Below are 17,456 nucleotides of genomic sequence, written 5' to 3'. Positions count from 1 at the left end.
GAGACCTTCGCCATGGAAAGCCGTCCATCATGCCGTTCAAGCACGTCCGCACCGCCGTCCTTCCCCTTGCCGCCGCATTGCTGCTCACCACTGCCGGCATCGTGCCGGTCCGCGCCCAGTCCGCCGCTCAACCCGCCGTCCAGCCCGCTGCGCGTTACGACATTCCGGCCGGTCCGCTGGCCGACACGCTGAACCACTTCGCGCAGCAGTCCGGCACTGCCATCGTCATGAATGCCGAGACGGTGAAGGGACTGCGGTCCCCGGGCCTCAACGGCACCTACGGCGTGGAGGAGGGTTTCGAGGCGCTGCTGCGGGGCAGCGGCTACCGCATCGCCAGGACACCGGCCGGCTATGTTCTGGTGCCGGTGGCGGCGGCGGGACAGGCGGGGGCGGACGGTGCCATGACGCTGCCGGAGGTGACGGTGGCTGCCAGCGCGACGCATCCGGACGCGCTGCCGCAGGCCTACGCCGGCGGGCAGGTGGCGCGCGGCGGGCGCATCGGCGTGCTGGGCAACCGCGATATCATGGACACGCCGTTCAGCGTCACCAGCTACACCGCTGGTAAGGTCGAGGACGATCAGGCGACCACCATCGCCGACGTGGTGGCCGGCGATCCGTCGGTGCGGACCAGCGGCCAAACCGGCGGCATGCTCGATGCCTTCTTCATCCGCGGCTTTCCCGTCGGCGAAGGCAATCTGGGCGAGATCAGCTTCGACGGCGTCTATGGCGTCGCTCCCAACTACCGCGTCTTCGCCGACTACGCGGAGCGGATCGAGGTGATCAAGGGTCCCACCGCGCTGCTGTCCGGCATGGCGCCCAGCAGCAGCATCGGCGGCGGCATCAACATCGTCCCCAAGCGCGCCACCGACACCGACCTCACGCGGCTGACGGCCGAATATGTCGGCACCTCGCAGTTCGGCGGACAGCTGGACGTCGGCCGTCGCTTCGGTCCCAACGGGGAGTTCGGCGCCCGCTTCAACGGCAGCTACCGGGGTGGCGACACGCCGTTGGACGAGCAGTCGCGCGAGGCGCGCGTCGGCGCGCTGGCGCTGGACTATCGCGGCGAACGGCTGCGCGCATCCCTCGACCTGCTGGAGCAGAAGGAGGATTTCAACGCGCCGTCCCGTCCGTTCCTGGTCGCGGCCGGCGTGCCCGTGCCTTCGGCGCCCGACGGCCGGCGCAACATCACCCAGCCCTGGGCCTGGTCGGAGGTCACCGACCGCGCGGCGCTCCTGCGCGGCGAATACGACCTGAGCGACAGCGTGACGGTGTTCGCCAACGCCGGCGGCGGCTGGACCGAGGTGGAGCGGCTTTTCGGCACGCCGACGATCCTCAACGCGCGTGGCGACACCAGCGAAACGCCGGAGCACTACAAGTTCGACGTCGAGCGCTCGACGCTGGATGCCGGATTGCGCGCGCGCTTCGACACCGCCATGGTCAGCCATCGCATGACCGTCCAGGCTAGCCGCTACCACGACACGCTGTCACGCGGCCTGATCGGCGGCCGGGCGGTGGCGTCGAACATCTACAGCCCGGTCGACCGGATCGCCCAGTCGGTTGCCGCGCCCGGTTGGGTGCCGAAGATCTCGGAAACCGATCTGACCGGCTTCGCACTGTCCGACACCCTGGGCATCCTGGACGACCGCGTGCAGCTGGTCCTGGGCGTGCGTCAGCAGACCATCAAGTCGGAGAATTTCAGCGCCACGACCGGCGCAACCACCTCGTCCTATAGGAAGAGCGCGGTGACGCCCATGGCCGCCCTCGTCCTGAAGCCGCTCGACAACGTTACCGTCTATGCCAACTACATCGAGGGGCTGAGCAAGGGCGACGTCGCGCCGACCACCGCCGTCAATGCCGGCGAGGCCCTGTCACCCTATGTCGCCAAGCAGTACGAAGCCGGCGTGAAGGTCGACTTCGGCCATCTCGGCGCCACCGCCAGCCTGTTCCAGATCACCAAGCCGTCCGGGCAGCTGGCCGGCAATGTCTATTCGGCCGGAGGCGAGCAGCGCAACCGCGGCCTGGAATTCTCCGTCTTCGGCGAGGTGGCGCCGTCGGTCCGGCTGCTGGCCGGCGTGACGTTCATCGACGCCGAACTGACCAAGACCAACAGCGCCGCCACCCGTGGCAACAGGCCGGTCGGCGTCCCGAAGATGCAGGCGAACCTCAGCGCCGAATGGGACACGCCGTTCCTGGACGCCCTCACCCTGGTGGGCAGCGTCGCGCACACCAGCGGGCAATACGTCAACGCCGCCAACACGCAGCGCATTCCGGCCTGGACCCGGCTCGACCTGGGTGCGCGCTACCGCACCACCATCCACGACCGTCCCGTCACCGTCCGCGCGACGGTGCAGAATGTGCTGGACACCGAATATTGGTCCGGCGTGGCGAGCTGGGGCGGCGTGTCGCAAGGGGCGCCGCGCACCGCGCTGCTGTCCGTCTCGACCGATTTCTAAAGCCGGATGACCAGCGTTTCCCTGGCACCGGACCGCGTCCGGCGCGTCGTCCGGATCCTGTTCGTGGTCCAGTTCGTCTCCATGGGGGCCATGGAGATGAGCGGCCCGTTCTGGCCTGTCCATCTGGCCTCCTTCGACCCGCCGGGCTGGCTGTTCGGCGTCGCGGGCACCGTCGTCTATGTCGGGCCGATGCTGGGCATCGCGCTGACCAGCTCCTTCTGGGGGCGGGTCGGCGACCGCTTCGGACACCGGCTGATGATGATCCGGGCTTTGCTCGGGCTGGCGCTGACACAGCTGGCCCTGGCATTCGCGGCAGACGTCTGGTCCATCCTGGCGCTGCGATTCCTGCAAGGGGCCTGTGCCGGATACATCGCGCCGGCACAGGCCTATGGGGTGGGCATCGAATCTCCTGCGGCGCGGACCCGTCTCTTCGCGCACCTGCAGGTCTCCACCAATGTCGGCTCGGTCGTCGGGGCGGTGGCGGGTGGCGTGATCCTCGATCATGCGGCGTTCTTCTGGATCAACGCGGCCGCCGCCGCGATATGCGCCGCCTGTGCGGCGGCCGTGGCGCTGCTGCTGCCCGACGTGCCCGCCCCCCTCCCCGCGCCCAAAACCACATTGCCGACGGACCGGTCCGCGGCAGGAGTCCGGCTGTCGACGCCGGCTCTTGCCCTGCTCGGCGTCATGGCACTGCTGCTCGCCGCCCGGATGATCACGCAGGCCCCCTTCTCGCTGTATGTGACGTCGGTGCTGGGTGCGGGCACCGGGGTGACGGGCCTGTGCTATGCGATGCTGGCGCTGGGCTTCGCGGTCTCGGCGCCCGCCTGGGCCCGGCACTTCGAGGGCATGGCGCGGAATGCAACGCTTCGACGGATGACGTGGGTGGCGGCGGGTTGCGCCGGCCTCACGGCGATTGCTGGCCTGACCACCAGCGTCACCGTCTTTGCCGCCGCCTATCTCGGCTGGGGCGTCCTGCTGGGCGCCACGACACCGGTGCTGATGGCGCTGCTTTCCCGCACGACGGACGGGGCGCGGCAGGGCCGGCTCCTCGGCGTGGCGCAAAGCACGGCGCAGGGCGCCTCCATGGCCGGCATAGCGTTGGGTGTCGGGATCGGCCAGACGGTTGGGCTGGAGCACACGTACCTCTTCGTCGCCGCGGCCTACGCGGCGGGCGCCGTCGCCCTGTGGGCGATGGCAAGCGACAGACACAGGTGACATCATGGCGTTCTTTGGCAAACCGACGATGCTGGCGGGCCTTTCCGCCCTGTGCATGCTGACGGCGTTCGACCTCATGGCATCGGGTGCGGCGAAGGCGGCATCGGTGACCGACCTCGCCGGACGCACGGTGGAGATCCGCACGCCGGTGCGGCGCGTCATCCTGGGCGAGGGGCGGCAGCTCTACGTCGTGGCGCTGCTGGACCGCGAGGATCCGATCCGCCGCATTGCCGGCTGGCGCAAGGACCTGATCCAGGCCGACCCGGACACTTACAGTCAATATCTGCGGGCCTTCCCGGACATCGTCCATATTCCGACCTTCGGCGGGATCGAGGACGGCACCTTCGACCTGGAGAAGGCGATCGCCCTGCAGCCCGACGTCCTCATCCTCAACATCGAAGCGCAACGGTCCAGCGAAGACGCACGCACCATCGAGAAGCTGGGGGCGCTGGGCATCCCAGTCGTCTACGCCGACTTCCGCCATCGGCCGCTGGAGAACACCGAACCGACGATCCGCCTGTTCGGCCGGCTGTTCGGGCAGGAGGAGCGCGCCGAGGCCTTCATCGCCTTCCGGGCCGCGCAGATCCGGCGCGTCACCGACGTGATTGCGGCCGGGATGCCGCCGCGCCCGAAGGTCTTCATCGAGCGCATCGGCGGCTACACCCCGGATTGCTGCCTGACCTTCGGCGACGAGAATTTCGGCCGGCTGGTGGAGATGGCCGGCGGCAGCAACATCGCCAAGGACCTGATCCCCGGCACCTTCGGCCAACTGAGCCCGGAGCGGGTGATCGCCGCCAACCCCGACCAGGTCGTGGTGACCAGCGCCAACTGGGAGGCCTACGTCCCCGGCGGCGGCTGGATCGGCGTCGGGCCGGGTGCCGACCTCGGCGAAGCCGTGCGCAAGCTGAGCGCCTTCCCCAGGCGCCCCGCCTATACGGGCATCCGGGCGAACGCCACCGGGGCTTTCCACGCCATCTGGCACCAGTTCTACAACAGCCCCTACCAGTTCGTGGCGCTCCAGCAACTCGGCAAGTGGTTCCACCCCGACCTGTTCGCCGACCTCGACCCGGAAGCGACCTTCCGCGAGCTGCATGAACGCTTTCTTCCCATCCCGTATCAGCCCGGCTACTTCGTGTCGCTCGGCGGAAAGGCGACAAGCCCGTGACCCAAGCGATGCCATTGCCGGCTCCCAGGACCCGCCATGGCTACCGCGCCATGGCGCGGCGCAAGCGGTTGCTGCTCTCCCTGCTGGCGTTCGCACTGCTGTGCAGCCTGCTGCTCGACCTCGCCTTGGGATCCGTGCGCCTCGGCCCATGGGAGGTGGTGCAGGCTTTGCTGACCCCGGACAGTGTCCCGCCGCAGGCGCGCGTGGTGGTCTGGGACATCCGCTTGCCCGTGGCGCTGATGGCCGTGGTCGTCGGCGCGGCGCTGTCGCTGGCCGGAGCGCAGATGCAGACGATCCTCAACAACCCTCTGGCCAGCCCCTTCACCCTGGGCATCTCGGCGGCCGCCAGCTTCGGCGCGGCGCTGGGGCTTGCCTTCGGCCTGCGATTGCTCCCGGTGGCGGCGGAGTACATGCTGCCTCTGAACGCCTTCCTCATGGCAATGCTCACGGCCTTGATCATCCACGCGCTGAGCCTCAAGCGCGGGGTGACGGCGGAGACCATCGTCCTCCTCGGCATCGCGCTGGTCTTCACCTTCAACGCCCTGCTGGCGCTGGTGCAGTATTTCGCGACCGAGCAGGCGGTCGCCGCCGTGGTGTTCTGGACCATGGGAAGCCTGACCAAGGCGACCTGGGGCAAGCTGGGCATCACCACGGCGGTGCTGGCGGCGACCCTTCCGCTCTTCCTGCGGCGGGCCTGGGCGCTGACTGCGTTGCGCCTGGGCGACGACAAGGCGGCGAGCTTCGGCGTGGACGTGCGCCGGCTGCGCCTGCACACCCTGGTTCTGGTCAGCCTGCTTGCGGCGTTCCCGGTGGCCTTCGTCGGCACCATCGGCTTCATCGGACTGGTCGGCCCGCACATCGCCCGCATGCTGATCGGCGAGGACCAGCGCTTTTTCCTGCCGGCCTCGATGCTGGCCGGGGCGGTCATCCTGTCGTTGAGTTCGGTCGTCAGCAAGATCCTGATTCCGGGCACGATCTTCCCGATCGGGGTCGTCACCTCGCTGATCGGCATTCCGTTCTTCATCTCCTTGATTTTGGGAAGCAGGAGGCGCTCATGGTGACGCTGCGGCTGGAGGGTGTCGGCGCTTACCATGGGCGCCGCCTCGCCCTCTCCGGGATCAGCACCCCGGCCTTCGCAGATGGCGAAGTGGTGGCGGTGATCGGCCCCAACGCCGCCGGCAAATCGACGCTGTTCAAACGCATGGCCGGCCTCCTTGGCGGCCCCGGCGACGTCGTGGTGACGGGAACGCGGCGCGGCGCGTCGGGGATCTGCTACATGCCCCAGGATTCGGCGACGAGTGCTGCGCTGAGCGTGTACGAGTCCGTCCTGCTGGCACGCAAGCAGAACGCATCCTGGATTGTGCAGGATGCCGATCTGGCAGCGGTGGACGAGGTTCTGGGATCCTTGGGCATCGCCGACATCGCATTCCGAAGCCTGGGGGAACTCAGTGGCGGCCAAAGGCAGCTCGCCTCGCTGGCACAGACGCTGGCCCGTGATCCCGAGATCCTGCTGATGGACGAACCGACGAGCGCGTTGGACCTGCACCGACAGATGCAGGTGTTGACCCTCGTCCGCGACCTTGTGCGACAGCGGCGGCTTCTCGCCTTCATCGCCCTGCACGATCTCAACCAGGTCTTGCGCTTTGCCGACAAGGTCCTGGTGCTTTCCGGCGGCACGTCTCGCGGCAGCGGCTCCTGCAAGGATGTCATCACCGTCGACCTGCTTCGCGAGGTCTACAATATCGACGCTCGTATCGAACGCTGTTCACAGGGCAATGGTCAGGTGATCATCGATGGCTACAGAACGCCTTTGCCGGGTTCCACGGAACCATGACGTCAGCCCCGACTGAGGGCGAGCGCCATTGGCATTGTCGGGCACGGCGAGAATCTTGAGCGGAGGTCCGGACGTTCAGGCTGGAACCGGTCACCGTGAGTTGTCCCGCCCCGGGGGATCGAGCCGGGCAGACAAAATCGTGCCCTGTCATCTCGGCCTGCAAAAATGCGGGAGCCACGCGATTCCGGCGGCAAATGAGCATGACGCCGGCCACCCATATGTTTGCTGCCGCAGCCAGATGCTCATTCCGGCCACCCATGACGGAATTGGATGCTCCCGGCAAACCGGACATTTGCCGGTGCCGTAGGGCCAGCCTCATTCGAATGCGCGACATCAAAGAAAGTCGATGCGCAAAGCAGGACGAATGGCTGCATTCAAATAGGAAATTTCAGCATTATCTCCAAAGAACAACCAAATTTTATCTGAATTTCATTAATATAGGACCCGGCGACTCCGTCAAGCACACACTGGTGGAGGAGATGTCAGTGCGGGTTGCGAGAAAATCATCTTTAAGAATTACTGCGCCACGTGCCCCTGATGACAGGGAGATAGGCACCGTTATCGACAGATTTGGATTCATTGTAACGTCAGCTTTATTAATTTATTCGGCATTGAGCTACTTTCTTGCTGCGTCGGATGCCCGAGATGGGGAGGTCGGCCTGCCCAATCAAGCCGCTTTCTTCGCTCGGTTGGCAGCATCCATCGCAGACTTCCCGATCCCGCTGGCGCATGCACTCACCGACGGCAACGTCTTCACCCATGATGGTCTTTATTTCCTGTCTTATTGCCTCCCGCTCGCCCTTCAGATCGCCGTGGCGGCATGGCTGTTCCGCTGGCTGTCCGATTTCAGCGGCCCGGTAACGAAGGCGGTGACGGACCGCCTCTTCTTCTGGCCGGTTCTTTTCACCGTCGCCTGCATTCCGTCGGTTCCGGTGATGACGCAGGACCTCTGGTTTTCCGCGCTGTGGGGCGAGAAAATCATCGATGGCCTCAACCCTTACTATGTTCCCTTCACACCGGAACAGGCCAGCTTCTACCCCTTCGACGAGGTGTCGGCGATGATGACCTACGGCCCCCTGTGGGCGGTCATCTCGGCCGGTATCATGGCTCTCAGCGACGGCAATGTCTGGGTGACCGGGCTTCTGTTCAAGCTGGTCCTGGGGGGCGCCTGGATCGCCGCGCTCGCCATTGTCCGCCGGATCGGCCGCACCCATGACGAGGCGACCGCCGCAGCCGGCCTCGTCGCGTTCGGCTGGCTTCCCATCGGCCACATCTATTCGGCCGGCGAGGGACACAACGACATGGCGATGGTCGTCTTCATGCTGCTGTGGCTGATGCGCCTTCCCTCCGGCGACCGTGCCGGCCCGCTGGCGCTGGCGGCATCGACCGCCTGCAAATACACCAGCGCAGCCCTGGTCTCCGTCGATCTGCTGTACAGGGCCGGCAAATCCAGGCGCATGGATCCGAGGAGCTTCCTGATTGCTTATCTTTGGCGAGGAGTTCCGGCAGCGGCCCTCTTCCTAGCCATCCTGTTCCTCTTTTTCCGCTCTCCCACCTTCTTCGATGGCGTTCGCGGCATGTCCGGCTGGCAGTGGCTTCAACCGGTCGACGTCGTCCGCGTGGCGGAAAGGCTGCTGGGCATGGACCTCGCTCCCCTCCGCTGGCTCGTGCGCGGTTCCTTCGCCGCTTTCGCCATGTGGACCCTGGCCACCCTGTACCGTCGGCCCACCACGGAAAATGCCTGGAAGGCCGCCACCGCGGTGATGGCGGCGGTGGTGTTCAGCATATCGACCCATATGTGGCCCTGGTTCATGCTGTGGATCCTGGCACTGGCCGCACTCGTCCCCGCCTGGTGGTTCTCACGCTGGATCTTCGGCGTCGCGGCCCTGGCCCCTTTCTCGATCGTCCCGTTCTGGCGTTACGAAGTGGGGTTCGACCCCTTCTACACCAAGACGCTTCCGGCCCTGCCCCTCTATCTGGGTGCAACCCTCTTCATGGTCTGGATGCTCGGCCGCAAGGAGCGCGCCGCAGTCACCGCATGGGCGGCGGCAGTGCCGAGACGCCTGGGCATCACCCGTCCGCACCGGTCATGAGGGAGCGCAAGATGACTGCCAGCCCGGCCGAAACCCTCGTCATGGCAAGCCGGGCCTCGGCTCGGCCCGTCCTTGGGAGTGAGCACATGCCACTGCCGAACCCACCGGCAACCAGAGACAGAAGCCTGGACATCATCCGCGTTTCCGCCCTTGTGTTCATGGTGGCGGGCCATTGGGGGCGCGCGATGCCGGACGCCTACCATCTCGTCAACATCCTGCAATTCGTCTTCGAACTGGCGCCGGTGCTGTTCTTCTTCGCCTTCGGAATGACGCTCGATCGCTTCCTGGGAAAGCCGCTGGGCCGGCGGATCGAGGATCATCTGAAGCTGTTCATCCTGGCGGCCATCCACAGCCTGTATCAACAGAACAACCCCTTCTCCAGCGACTTCTTCATGTTTCTGTTCGCCGCCCGGCTGCTGTTCGATATCGCCACCAGGGTCGGCGCCGCCAACCGGATGCTTATCGGCCTTTTTCTTCTCGCACTCTGCGGCGCTTGGTTCGCCTTGCCGCTTCCCTTCATCTACGACCTGTTCGTGAGATCCTTTCCGGGCTGGTTCCCTGTCTTCCCGTGGATCCTCTTCGTCGTTGCGGGGCGGATGTTCGCCCACCACCGGCACTCCCGCAGGACTGCGATCGTCGCCCTGCTGGGCCTCTCGGTTGCGTCGTTCGACATCCTGGTTCTCGGTCATGGGGTGTCGAAATGGCCGCTGTCGCCCGATTACGCCCTGCTCTTCGGCAGTGGGACTGCGGTGACCATCCTCGTCCTCGACCGCATCCGTTGGCCCACCTTCCTGCCCTGGCGAACCGTGGAGCTGCTGTCCGGCAACCTGCTGCTGGCGACGGCGCTGCATTACATCGCCGTCATCGGGGTAACGGCGGCGCATGGCGCATTGACTCCGATCCTCACCGCATCGCTTCCCCCCGGGTACCTGCCGGCAGTGTTCACCCTGGAATATGTCCTGATGGCCGGTATCGCCCTCCTCATCCTGATCGCGCTGGTTCACGTGGCCTTGGCGGCCGGCGCGTGGCTTGACGGCCGCGGCATACTCAGGCTCGCCGACACCCTGTTGCCGGCCATCGCCACGATCGGCATCGTTCTCTATGCCGCCATCCTCCACATCGATTTCCAAATGCGCGACGTCGGACTCCCCCTTCTCTGCACCGTGGCCTTCCTGATGGCCTACAAGCGGGCATAGGAAGCTTTAGCGGGCGAACACGGTGGAACGAGCCTGCGACCAGTCGTGGCCGGCGACGAGGGAGGCAATCGCCCGGGCGATCTTGCCGCCGCCCTGCACCGACGGCTCGATCGGATTGGCATAGTCCGCCGCCTCGTCGCAGATCAGGCGGAGGTCGATCAGCGGCAGTCCGCGCGCGAAGGCGGCCCGCGTGATGACGTCGTTGAAGATGGTCAGGCCGGTGACGACCAGCCGCTGCCGCAGCGGGTCGGGGTAGTTCGCATCATAGATGGTGCAGACCGCCGTCGGCAGGCGCCGGGCTGTCACGGCGTCGAGCATCGCCCGATAGTCGCGCTGGAATTGCTCCCGCACCTCGCCCAGCGCATTCACGGCGCCGGCGACCGACCGCGCCCCCTCGTCGAGAACGCTGGAATGCCGAAGGGCGTCGTTGCCGCCGACGCTCACCACGAGATGGCTGGCATCCGGGGGGAGTTGCCCGACCTGAGCGGCAACGCTCCCGGTGACGCCGCCATCCACCGCCCGCAAGGTCGCCTGCCAGCCCTGCGGCAGAAGCGGGCGAAGCTGCGTCACCACGTCGGGACCACCGCCCACATAGGCGGCATTATCGAAGATCGAATCTCCGAGAAGGACAACGTTCGACATGGACGGCCATCTCCCTTGCATCCGGGTTCCCGGCATTGAGCCGTATGAAATGGCCCTGTCCAGGCAGGACGAACAGCACCCTCTCGCCTTATGCCGACCGGTCGGCGCCGCCGGGCGGGGCAAGGCCAGGCCGGGCAAGATGGTCTTTCAGGAAGTCGATGAAACGGGGATCGGTCGCGTAGGCGATGTTGATCCGCAAGGCCGGCGCGGTCGGCATCCTGGTCGGTAGGAACAGCGTCCCGGGTGCCAGGAAGATGCCGCGTTCCGCCGCGTGGTGCGCCAGATCCACGTCGTTGAGATGGTCGGGAAGCTCGCCCCACAGGTAGTAGCTCCCAGACACGGTTGGCGGCAGCCGCACGCCGATGCGGCCGAGCGCCAGCATCGCCGTTTCGGCATGCTCCTCGATCCGGGTCTTCAGCTTGCGCAGGTGGCGCAGATAATGCCCGGACGCGATGAAGCCGTAGACGATCCGCTCGACATAATCGGAGGTGCTGACGATGGTCAGCATCTTCACGTCGCACAGCCGGTCGATCAGCGGCCGCTTCGCCGCCACATAGCCGACGCGCAGGCTGGCCGACAGCGTCTTGGAGAAGGTGCCGATGTAGATCACCCGGTCCAGCTGGTCGAGAGCGGCCAGCCGCGGACTGGCGGCAGGCAGCACGTCGGCGAAGGGATCGTCCTCCACCACATAGAATCCATGTTGGCCGGCGACCTGCAGCAGGCGGTGCGCCACCGCCGGCGTGATCGAACTGCCGGTCGGATTGTGGGCCAGTGACTGGGTGAAGAACAGTTTGGGCTTGTGGGCTGCGGCCTTGGAGGCAAGATCGTCCAGGTCGGGACCGTCCTGCAGGCGCTGCACGCCGACGATTGCGATCCGCGACAGGCGCAGCTTGCCGAACAGCGGGTAATAGCCGGGACTGTCGACGAGAACCGTATCCCCCGGCTCCAGCATCTGGCGGGCGACGAGGTCCAGCGCATGGTTGGCGCCCTGGGTCAGCAGGATCTGGTCGGGCGACGCCTTGATCGAGCGTTCCCCCAGCGTCAGCGCCAGCCTCTCCCGAAGCGGCAGGAAACCCCAGGGCGAGCCGTATCCATGTTCCGATGCCAGACCGCGCGCCGCCGCCATGAAGCGCGGGGCGCTGCCGATCTCGAACCGTTCCATCCAGGACGGCGGCGGGCGACCGTCGCCGATCCGCACCGAGCAGGTCTGGACCAGCTGTTCGCGCAGGAGCGAGACGGAATCCACCGCTTCCGCCACATGGGCCGGCTGCTGTTCGGCCGAGGCACGGCGAACCCGCGCGACGTAATAGCCGGAGCCCTGCTTGGCTTCCAGATAGCCCAGCGCCACCAGCCGGTCATAGGCCTCCGCCATGGTGTTCTTGGAAACGCCATGTTCGACCGCACCGGCCCGGACCGATAGAAGCCGCTCCCCCGGCTTCAGCAAACCGTCGCCGATCAGACCGGCGATCTTGTCAACGATGCTGTTCACCCGTGTCATCGTGCAGCCGGCCCTTCCGGTAAGGTGTCCCATTGAAATCACTGGGACAGTGTCCCGAAGATACCGGCGAACTGTCCCTTGCTCTGTCCCTTTGTATCACTGATCATTCCGCATGCGAACAGCGCCGTCGCGGCTTTCGCCGCAGCGTCCTGTTCGCCATCCCCGCATCCGTTCGAACGCGACGATCCGCGAGTGACAACCCGGGCGCCCTCCCCGGCCGGCAACGCCCTCACAGCCAACAAGGTTCAGGAATGACCAATCCCCATCGCAGCTCCCGCATCTCCGGATTCCACAAGAAGTCGCCGGTGGAGCGGCTGGCGATCGTCTCCGAATTCGCCGGGCTCGACGCGGCGGCAGCGGCGGCGCTGCCCGGCACCGGCAACCTGGATATCGACCTCGCCGACCGGCTGGTCGAGAACGTCATCGGGTCGATGAACATCCCGTTGGGGATCGCGACCAACATGAAGGTCGATGGCGAGGACTTGCTGATCCCGATGGCGACGGAGGAATCGTCGGTGGTCGCCGCGGTCTGCAACGCGGCCCGGCAATGCTACGACGCCGGCGGCTTCACCACCTCGATGTCCGGCACGCTGATGATCGCGCAGATCCAGGCGATCGGCGTCGCCGATCCCCATGCCGCGCGCCTGCGCATCCTCGGCCGGCGCGACGAGATCAAAACGGTGTGCGACGGCTGCGACCCGATCCTGCTGAAGTTCGGCGGCGGTTTCCGCGATGTCGAGGTCCGCGTGCTCGACAGCCAGGGCGGTCCGATGCTGGTGACCCATCTCATCGTCGACACCCGGGATGCCATGGGCGCCAACGCGGTCAACAGCATGGCGGAGAAGCTGGCTCCCCACATCGTCGAATGGACCGGCGGGCGCGTCTATCTGCGCATCCTGTCCAACCTTGCCGACCGCCGTCTGGCGCGGGCGCATGCGGTATGGCCTCTCGACCAGATCGGCGGCGAGGCGGTGCGCGACGGCATCATCAGCGCCTATCACTTCGCCGACGCCGATCCCTACCGCGCCGCCACCCACAACAAGGGCATCATGAACGGCGTCAGCGCCGTCGTGCTGGCCACCGGCAACGACACCCGCGCGGTGGAGGCCGGCGCCCATGCCTATGCCGCCCGCGACGGCCGCTACGGCAGCCTGACCCGCTTCGAGGTGACGGCCGATGGCCATCTCAGCGGGTCGATCGAGTTGCCGATGGCGGTCGGCCTGATCGGCGGCGCCACCAAGGCCCACCCCACGGCGCAGGCCTGCCTGAAGATCCTCGGCGTCACCAGCGCCGAACGTCTGGCCCGCGTCATCGCCGCGGTCGGTCTGGCGCAGAACTTCTCCGCGCTGAAGGCGCTGGCGACCACCGGCATCCAGAAGGGCCACATGGCCCTGCACGCCCAGAACATCGCCATGATGGCGGGTGCGGTCGGCGAGGAGATCGACCGCGTCGCCCGCATCCTGGTGGAGCGCGGCACCGTCCGCCAGGACGTCGCCCAGGCGATCCTGGAGGACATGCGGGCGGCCGCCCAATAGCCAAGGCCACAACAAGCAGGTCCGTCGAAGGGCCCGGCCAGGCAACCGGCAGGGTCATGACGCTCCACCGCGGCATGACTCCGCCCCCCGATGAAGAGGAAACGCAATGAAGACGGGACAATTGATAGAGGTCTGGGGGGACACGGTCGACAGCGTCCATCTCGGATGGGCGATGGCAATCGGCTGCGCCATCAGCCTCGGCGCCTTTCTGCTGGCCAACCGCATCCTTGCCGGACTCGTCGCCGCGCCGGAGATGGCGCGCGCCTATTCGATGCTGGTCGGGCTGGCGGGATGCCTGGTGTCCGGCGCGGTGTGCGCCCGCCTGTTCCCGCCCAAGCGGGAGGTCATCGACCGTGCCGCCGATCCTGCCTGGCGGGAGACGCTGATGGCCGAACTGCGATCGGAACCCGGCGGCTTCGGCCGGCTCGCCGACCTTCCCGCGCCGACCGTGGCCGAATTGAAGGAGATGGGACTCTACGACCTGTTCGCAGCCGAGGAAGCGGCCCAGGACGCCGGAAGGGATGCCGGCGGCCGCAAGGCGGCTCTGCACGACGTTCCGTCCCCGAGCCCCGATGCCCTGCGCTCCGAACCGGCGGCACGGGAGGCGCGGGCGTGATGGAACTCCTTCTTTCCGACATCCTCTGGGCGGCGGGAATGGGGCTGCTCGGTGCCGTGCTGTTCGCAGCCATCGGGCTGGTGTCCGGCACCGACGAGACCACGACCATTGCGCCCCTGACCCTGCTGGTCGTCCTGCTGGGCGTGCCGCCGGCCGGCGTCTTCACCTTCTTTCTCGCCAGCGCGGTCGCCAAGCACATGACCCACGCGGTGCCGACCGCCCTGCTTGGCATCCCCGGCGACACCATGGCGATCCCGCTGATGCAGCAGGCCGGCGTCCTGCGCAATCTCGGCGTGCCGCACATCGCCCTGCGCAAGATGGTGTCCGGCGCCATCATCGCCGCCTTCGTCTCCGTTCCGCTGGCGGTGCTGTTCGCCGTCCTGCTCGCTCCATTCGGACCGGCCATCACCAAGGCGGCACCCTGGATCTTCGTCGCCGCGGCGGTGATCATCGCCTATTTCTCTGCCGGGCGCTGGGCCTCGGTCGTCGCGCTGTTCCCCTTCGTGCTGGTGATCGTGGCCCTGCAGGGGCTGACCGCGAAGTTCGGCGTGAAGCTGAGCATCAGCTACTTCCTGGGCATCGCCATCGGTCCGCTGGTGGCCGACCTCTTCTCCGTCCTGTCGCCGGTCGACCGCAAGCGGATCGCCCGCGACCAGGTGCGCAGCTTCGCGCTCGCTCCCGACGTCAAGAGCTGGGGCGGCTATTTCCCGAACCCTTTCAAGGTGCTGGATGCCTCCCAGCTGCGCTGGACGCTGGGCACCGCCGCCATTTCCAGCGCCACCTTCGTGTTCAGCCCGGTCGCCATGACCGTTCTGCTAGGCGAGGTTGTGGGCTCGCGCGTCCGCCATGTTTACCATCGCATGACGACGGTGCTGACCGCGCGCAACGGCGTCACGGAATCGACCTACATCGCCGAGGCGCTGATCCCGCTGATCGCCTTCGGCCTGCCGCTGAGCCCCGTCGCCGCCGGACCTGCCGCGCCGCTGTTCAACGCGCCACCACGCTTCACCGTCGATGCCGCGACCGGGCAGGTCAACAACCTGCACAACCTGATGACCAGCTGGGAATTCCTGGGCTACGGCCTGCTGGCGGTCGTCCTGGCGGCGCTGGTCTCCTACCCCTTCGCGATGAATTATGCCCGCAGTGCCGCGGCCCTGGTCGCCCGCCGGCTGAGCCACGAAGCGATCATCGCCACCTTCTCCGGCCTGATCCTCGTCATCGGCGTGTGGGAAGGCGGGCTGATGGGCCTGCTGGTGATCCTGGCGATCGGACTGGTGGGCGGGCTGCTCTACCGGACGCTGGGCTTCAACACCGGGGTCCAGTTCATGGGTTACTACACCGCCGTCCTCACGGTCCCCGCCCTCACCAAGCTGTTGGGGGTCTGAAACCCGCGGCTTCGGCTCAACGGCAGACGCCGGTGCCGGCGTGCTGCACGCCATCCCTAAAGAGGCATCTCGGAATACACTGTACTAAGTGATGCCTCTTTTCGCTCCCATCCGAACACAAATGCGCAATGGTTTGCCAGAGCCATTCAGACAATCCTGTTATTGTTCAATGCCGCGGCCGCCAGGATTAAACATCCAGCATCCGCGGCAGTCCTCTTTGACCTGATCTTGGAACTCGGCCCTCTTTTCGTGTGAGGCGGAATGAGACATCTGGCTCGATTTCTATTTGCGCTTGTCCTCGCTTGCCAATCCGGATGGGCTTCGTCTGCGGAAATGACCCGCGCAGACAAGGCTCTCTGGTTGAACCTGGGGGTTGGCGCGGTGGCATTGGGCTGGGGAACATGGTCATGGGATTGGGGCTCGGGCGGTCCCAGATTTCAGGATGAGGGTTGGTTCGGCCGCACCACCGGCGAGGGCGGTGCCGACAAGCTGGGCCACGCCTGGTCGGGCTATGCGCTGAGCCATCTGTTCGCCCACAGTTACGAGCGGTTCGGCTATGGACGGACGGACGCCGCCCGCTACGGAGCTTTTTCTTCCCTCGGCGTCATGACCGCGATCGAGATCGGAGACGCCTTCAGCGACGATTACGGCTTCTCCTACCAGGACATGCTGTTCAACACGGCCGGGGCGGCGCTCGGCTATGCGTTGTGGGAGTATCCCGAGATCAAACGGAAATTCGACTTCCGCGCAGAATACGATCCCTTCCCCCGCGGCAAGCGACAGTTCGACGTCACCACCGACTACCAGCGCCTGAAGTACCTTATCGCCGTCAAGGCCGATGGATTCGAGGCGATCACCGACCCGGTGCTGCGCCATCTGGAATTCCACGTCGGCTACTATGCCCGCAACTATGACAGCTATTCCGGCACGGGGGCCTCCGACCGACGCGAACGGCACTTCTACATCGGTGTCGGGCTCAATCTGACGAAACTCCTGTCGCCCTATGTCGACACCGGCGGCGTTCTGAACTATGTCCAGGCGCCGTACAGCTATGTCGCCGTGGATCGCAACTTCGACCGCCGCTGATCGTGCCTGATGACCATCGGCGACCGGGTCATACGGCAACCATCTCCATCAGCCGGGCACGGTCGGCGGCGGAGGCCGCTTCGCCCTGAAGCGTGATGCGTCCCCGTTCCACCGCGTAGAACCGGTCGGCGACGTCTAGCGCACGGTGGATATTCTGCTCCACCAGCAGGATGGTGAGCCCCGCCCGCTTCAGGTCCGTGATGATCCCGAAGATCTCGTCGACGATCATCGGGGCCAGACCTTCCGTCGGCTCGTCGATCAGCAGCAGCCTGGCGGTGCCCACCATCACGCGGGCCATCGCTAGCATCTGCTGTTCGCCGCCGGACAGGGTGGTGCCGAGTTGCCGCCGCCGTTCGGCCAGCCGGGGAAAGCGGGCGAATGCCTGTCCGATCGCCCGCTCGTTGTCCTGACGGGCACGGCCGGGACATTGGTGCAGTCCCAGCCGCAAATTCTCCTCGACGCTGAGGCCGGGAAAGATGCGGCGATCCTCCGGCACCAGCCCAAGCCCGAGGCGGGCGATCGCGTCGGGCGTCTGCCCGGCCAGATCGACGCCACCGTATCGGATCGTTCCGGAACTGGCCGGCACCCAGCCGGCAATGGACTTCAGGATGGTGGTCTTGCCGACGCCGTTGCGGCCGAACAGCCCGACCACCTCGCCCGGACCGGCCTGCAGGGACACCCCTTGCAGGACGTGGCTGAGGCCGTAATGCGCGTGCAGGTTCTCGATGGATAGCATGG

The 17,456-nt window shown here is 66.5% G+C and carries 14 protein-coding genes; 11 read left to right on the top strand and 3 right to left on the bottom strand.

Going from position 1 to position 17,456, the window contains the following annotated elements:
- The first annotated feature begins 29 nt into the window (after positions 1–29).
- From ACWPKK_RS18590 to ACWPKK_RS18560, 7 genes are all read left to right on the top strand, one after another.
- Positions 30–2,453 (top strand): TonB-dependent siderophore receptor, encoded by a 2,424-nt coding sequence (locus tag ACWPKK_RS18590; RefSeq protein WP_452007087.1) that lies wholly within the window; start codon positions 30–32, stop codon positions 2,451–2,453.
- 6 nt (positions 2,454–2,459) lie between these two features.
- Positions 2,460–3,668: an MFS transporter gene (locus ACWPKK_RS18585; protein ID WP_452007085.1), complete on the top strand. Its 1,209-nt coding sequence runs from the start codon at positions 2,460–2,462 to the stop codon at positions 3,666–3,668.
- 55 nt (positions 3,669–3,723) lie between these two features.
- Positions 3,724–4,833 (top strand): ABC transporter substrate-binding protein, encoded by a 1,110-nt coding sequence (locus tag ACWPKK_RS18580; protein WP_452008183.1) that lies wholly within the window; start codon positions 3,724–3,726, stop codon positions 4,831–4,833.
- A gap of 8 nt (positions 4,834–4,841) precedes the next feature.
- Positions 4,842–5,894 carry a FecCD family ABC transporter permease gene (locus ACWPKK_RS18575; RefSeq protein ID WP_452008180.1) on the top strand — a complete coding sequence of 351 codons (1,053 nt, stop codon included), beginning with the start codon at positions 4,842–4,844 and terminating at the stop codon, positions 5,892–5,894.
- Positions 5,888–6,667 (top strand): ABC transporter ATP-binding protein, encoded by a 780-nt coding sequence (locus ACWPKK_RS18570; protein ID WP_452007083.1) that lies wholly within the window; start codon positions 5,888–5,890, stop codon positions 6,665–6,667. The genes ACWPKK_RS18575 and ACWPKK_RS18570 overlap by 7 nt, the downstream gene beginning before the upstream one ends.
- Positions 6,668–6,990: 323 nt before the next feature.
- Entirely contained in the window at positions 6,991–8,760 is a 1,770-nt protein-coding gene (locus ACWPKK_RS18565; RefSeq protein ID WP_452007081.1) for a hypothetical protein, read from the top strand.
- Positions 8,761–8,846: 86 nt separating this feature from the next.
- Positions 8,847–9,956, top strand: coding sequence for a hypothetical protein (locus tag ACWPKK_RS18560; protein WP_452007079.1), 1,110 nt, complete (start codon positions 8,847–8,849; stop codon positions 9,954–9,956).
- Positions 9,957–9,962: 6 nt separating this feature from the next.
- On the opposite strand, the gene ACWPKK_RS18555 is transcribed toward ACWPKK_RS18560, so the two are convergent.
- On the bottom strand, positions 9,963–10,598 hold the full coding sequence (locus ACWPKK_RS18555) for an SGNH/GDSL hydrolase family protein (protein ID WP_452007077.1): 636 nt from the start codon (positions 10,596–10,598) through the stop codon (positions 9,963–9,965).
- Between the two features lie 88 nt (positions 10,599–10,686).
- Complete coding sequence (locus ACWPKK_RS18550) at positions 10,687–12,096, bottom strand: aminotransferase-like domain-containing protein (protein WP_452007075.1); 1,410 nt, start codon at positions 12,094–12,096, stop codon at positions 10,687–10,689.
- 251 nt (positions 12,097–12,347) lie between these two features.
- Here ACWPKK_RS18550 and ACWPKK_RS18545 point away from each other — a divergent pair, with 251 nt between their 5' ends.
- The 4 genes from ACWPKK_RS18545 (at position 12,348) to ACWPKK_RS18530 (ending at position 16,718) form a co-directional block, all read left to right on the top strand.
- On the top strand, positions 12,348–13,631 hold the full coding sequence (locus ACWPKK_RS18545; RefSeq protein WP_452007073.1) for a hydroxymethylglutaryl-CoA reductase, degradative: 1,284 nt from the start codon (positions 12,348–12,350) through the stop codon (positions 13,629–13,631).
- Between the two features lie 106 nt (positions 13,632–13,737).
- Positions 13,738–14,247, top strand: a complete 510-nt coding sequence (locus tag ACWPKK_RS18540; RefSeq protein WP_452007071.1) for a hypothetical protein — start codon at positions 13,738–13,740, stop codon at positions 14,245–14,247.
- Positions 14,247–15,632, top strand: coding sequence for a tripartite tricarboxylate transporter permease (locus tag ACWPKK_RS18535; RefSeq protein WP_452007069.1), 1,386 nt, complete (start codon positions 14,247–14,249; stop codon positions 15,630–15,632). The genes ACWPKK_RS18540 and ACWPKK_RS18535 overlap by 1 nt, the downstream gene beginning before the upstream one ends.
- A gap of 333 nt (positions 15,633–15,965) precedes the next feature.
- Positions 15,966–16,718: a DUF2279 domain-containing protein gene (locus ACWPKK_RS18530; RefSeq protein ID WP_452007067.1), complete on the top strand. Its 753-nt coding sequence runs from the start codon at positions 15,966–15,968 to the stop codon at positions 16,716–16,718.
- Positions 16,719–16,746: 28 nt separating this feature from the next.
- Here ACWPKK_RS18530 and ACWPKK_RS18525 read toward each other — a convergent pair whose 3' ends face one another.
- Positions 16,747–17,454, bottom strand: coding sequence for an ABC transporter ATP-binding protein (locus ACWPKK_RS18525; protein WP_452007065.1), 708 nt, complete (start codon positions 17,452–17,454; stop codon positions 16,747–16,749).
- Between the last annotated feature and the right edge of the window lie 2 nt (positions 17,455–17,456).

This window comes from Azospirillum largimobile, assembly GCF_977007025.2.
This window is presented reverse-complemented; position numbering and strand designations above follow the sequence as displayed.